General features: G+C 44.7%; 1 protein-coding gene and 1 pseudogene. Both read right to left on the minus strand.

Features of this window, described 5'->3' with window-relative positions; translation table 11 throughout:
- Positions 1 to 2,175 (minus strand): annotated as a pseudogene (locus Xsto_RS19945) (MARTX multifunctional-autoprocessing repeats-in-toxin holotoxin RtxA); the annotation flags it as partial.
- 678 nt (positions 2,176 to 2,853) lie between these two features.
- A partial coding sequence (locus tag Xsto_RS19955) for an RHS repeat-associated core domain-containing protein (RefSeq protein WP_280176254.1) occupies positions 2,854 to 4,180 on the minus strand: 1,327 nt, incomplete at its 5' end.

Genomic DNA, 4,180 nt, shown 5'->3' on the forward strand with positions numbered 1-4,180 from the left:
AAGGCTTTCACCATTCCCTACTTTGGTGGCAAGGTTGCCTTTCGCCACCATCAGGGCAACACTCAGGCCATCTCCTACATGAGTGAACACATTACCCAGTGCCACCATCAGCGCCAGCGCATTGCCGTTACCCACTTTGGTAAAGACATTGCCGCCGCCAGCCATCATTGCGTATGCATTTCCCTGCCCGGTATGGGTAAAAATATTACCGAAAGCAAGCATGGCGGCAATGGTTTCGCCGTCTCCCACTTTGGTAAAGACGTTACCGACCGCCCCCATTGCGCCCAATGTTCTGCCGTTACCCACATGAGTCAGGACATTACCCAGACCAAACATTAAACCGGTGGTATCTCCGTTACCCACTTTGGTCAGAATATTGGCACCGCCCATCATGACACCTGTGGTTCTGCCATTTCCGCTATGAGTCAGCACATTTGCACCGCCCCCCATCACGGCAAAAACCCGGCCATTACCTTTACGGGTCAGGACATTAGCGCCTCCAAGTGCAATAACTCTGCTATCACCATTGTAAGACCCCTCTGATGCATCAAGTGCCGGATGAGTGCTATTGACATGAGTAATGACATTAGCAATACCGGCACCATTAAAAATCAGGTTTCCCTTTCTATTCTTCTTAAAAATAACATTTGCCGCGCCAGCACCGCTAAATTCGGTATCACCGATTTCCGAGTTGTGCAGAATGACATTCGCAACACCCGCCCCCTTAAAATAAACATTGCCACGAGCCACATTGGATTTAATAACATTGCCACCCCCTGCGCCTTCGAACCGGACATCACCATTGCTGTCATCCTGTTTTTGGTCTAGCAGTTCCCGCTCACTGAACTCATGCATAGAGCTAATCCGTTCAGACGTCACACGGACAGTATTTACACTGTAATTAACATGACTCAGTGTATAACTGCCCTTACCGATAACTTTATAGCCAGAACGGGTGCCGATAGTTTGATCTGCCATGACCGCCGTTTGATCACCGGCTTTGTACCACGGTGTGGCAATATATTTCAGTTCACCCGTTGCAGGATCATTCGCCAGTTGAACGACGACAACTTTGGTAATTCCCCCCACGAATTTGGCGTATAAATAGGTATTCGCCATTTGGTTGGATTTCACGGGTTTTACATCAAAGGTACTGCCATCCATTGAAACAGCGTGCCCCCCCATCTGGGCATCTGACAGCGTAATATTTTCTGCTGCAATCTGAACACCGCCGGCATAGGTCACCCATTCATCTTCGGGTAATTCACTTTCCAGTGCATGTATCGTAAATGACTGATGATGCTCAACTGTCAGATCTGATAATTTATATACCCCGTCAACATTAACCAGCTGGTAACCGCCAGCATCAGAAATATCCTGAGATGCCAGATTATTGAGATGATTACCTGCTTTATGCCAAGAGGTTGTATAATATTTCAGCCGGCCAGTTTTGGGGTCATTATGAATACGAACTTTATTGATTTTGGTGTATTTATCATCAATAGCAGCAAATAAAAAAGTATTTATTTCACGTGTGGATTTAATACCAACAATCTGCTGTGTTTTTTGGATCCAGCTTCCGCCCAGTGTTGCCGTCGTTAATACAATTTCTTCAGCTTTCGCATAGGTAATCCCTTCACCATTAAAGCTGTCATTTAAACCTTTACGGGTGATTTGGTTATAACCTCCGGCACCCATAAAATGAATATTACCGTTGACCACATCTGAATAGAGATGGTTATAACCACCCGCACCCTTAAATGTGATATCGCCACTGTACCCGCGACGATATAAATTGTTATAAGCCGCAACACCTGAATAATGTATATTACCGGAACGGCCATCATGCTGAATAACAGCACCACCCGCTGCACCTGCGAAAGAAATAGAGCCTTCTTCTTCTTTATTAATTTCGGCGTACCCAACGGCACCTTTTACGTTTAAGTTACCACTGGTATCATTGATTTTCAGGTATGCTGAACCACCGACTACAGTATCGTTACCTGCACCGGTATAAATAGAAGCACCAATCGAACCCAGAGTGATGTAATCATCACCACCATAAGCATGGATTTGCCCACCAAACCCAATAGCCACAATATTATTATCACCATCATCAGCGGAATAATTACCTGTAAAGAAGTATTCAACACTTCTCCAAAATGGTTTTCCCATAAATAAGTCCCGGTATAAATTTAAAAATTGAAGATCAAAAAAGCCCAGTTAAATAAAATAACTGGGCATCAACACATAAATAGATAAAAAACGAGCAGCCCATGAATAAATTGAAATTTGTGATATTTAATCGTGTCAATTTATTGAGTTGAGGCATGGAAAAATAAATTCAGAAGGCAGACAGAAATTGTCAATTGAAAAGTATCCTGTTTTTATTTCCAAAATCAATATAGTCAAATAACAAAGTCTGTTTAACCACTATATTTAGTCCCAATCCCCTCATTAAAATGCAAAGAAAACAGGACTAATTTATATACAAAATGAATTTCGAATGGATCACGACAGTAAAAGAACAAGTCTCAGGGATATAAATAACCATATGTTTATAAAAACGACGACAGGGATGAATGATAATCGATAAAAAATAATTCCCCTGAAAGATAGGCGATATATTATCTTTATATATTGATACGTCCCTGTTTGGGCATTTCCATATTATCATAAATTTGTAACATAAGAATAACACTAGGATATTTTTATTATCTCTATTATAAATACTGAATTCCCTAAAAACAGATGAATAGCAAAATTTTCACACGCTGACTAAGAAAATTAATAACATCATTGAATAATGAATATCAGTTTTATTTAATAATAGCGATATAATCATTTCGTAAATCAAATAAATATGTGTTGGTTATAGAAAGCAAACACATCCAGACCAGATGTACAAAATTGCCGCCAAATTTGGGGAATCTGATGTTGTATGATGGCCTGCATCAACCCTCTCGGATTGCCACTCAATCTCACATTATTCCAGTTTTCTTCCATTAAACTAATAACTGATTGTTGATATTCGACCATATGTTGAGTTCCTCTTATCCTATTCTCCGCTGCAAGTATTTGACGCACACCTATGTCATGCCGTATGTAATTAATAAAACCGACCCCAGCTCGACCCGTTCTATCATTAATGAATGGAGCATAAAGTGTTCTTGCAACAGGGATAGTAATATCTACATGTATAACTGAGTTAGGAACCGCATTATTCATTCTACTAACGGGCAATGATGTATCAAAGCTCAAAAGTTGCAAAAATGGATTTTCTGTATTACCTATTATTCTCGGTACTCCCTGTTGGGGCAAACTAAGCTCTAACGAGTGTGTAATAAATGGTGTTTGCACATGTGTTTGTACTTCTTGAATCCATCCCGCACTTACAGTCCTGTCGAAAGCATCTAATGCGTTTGATGGCCGCGGTAAGGGTGCTGCCATATTCAACCCTCTTGGTGACTCCTCTATTGTTGGTCCGATTATCTCCATAACTGGTCCAGCCGGACTACGATTAAAACTACGCCCCACCTGTGTTACCATTGCTTTCATGCCCCTAGCCAGTTTCCCAAACAGTGGCACCATACTCACCACGCCCGCCCCCATTGACACCCAGCCCAGAATGCTCGAGGCCTGTGGGTTACTTTCCTCGGTCAGGCTACTGGCGAGTCCAGTCGCGGCCCCCAAAAAACCGGCCCCAGCGAGCACAGCACCGCTCAGTGTCAGGGATGCCCCGCCGGTCGGAATGACCGCGGCCAACTCCGCGGCCATTCCAAACAGACCTAACGCTATTCCCAGAATACTGCCCACACTGATGTGCCCACTCGGATCGGTCCGGTTGATCGGATCACCCAGACAATAGGCATACGGGTTCAGTCCCCCGGCCCCGAACGGGCTGAGGCTGTCCGGCGCCGTAAACCGCATCAGGACCGGGTTATACGTCCGGTAGCCGTTGCCCAGATGATCCCCGCCTCCGGCCGGGTCCTGCCGCTCCCCGTTATAGCCCGGCAAATCCGGGTCACTGTCCGCCGCCGCCTGCTGCCCGTACGGGGTATAACGAAAACGCGAGGTCCGGTCATTGTGACGGCTTAACAGCACACTGCCCGGCCCGTCGGTGCCCAGTAAATGCACGCCGTCAGCGGTGACACTCGCCGCGGGCGTACTGCCCGCTTGC

This window comes from Xenorhabdus stockiae (genome assembly GCF_002632825.1).
GTDB lineage: Bacteria > Pseudomonadota > Gammaproteobacteria > Enterobacterales > Enterobacteriaceae > Xenorhabdus > Xenorhabdus stockiae.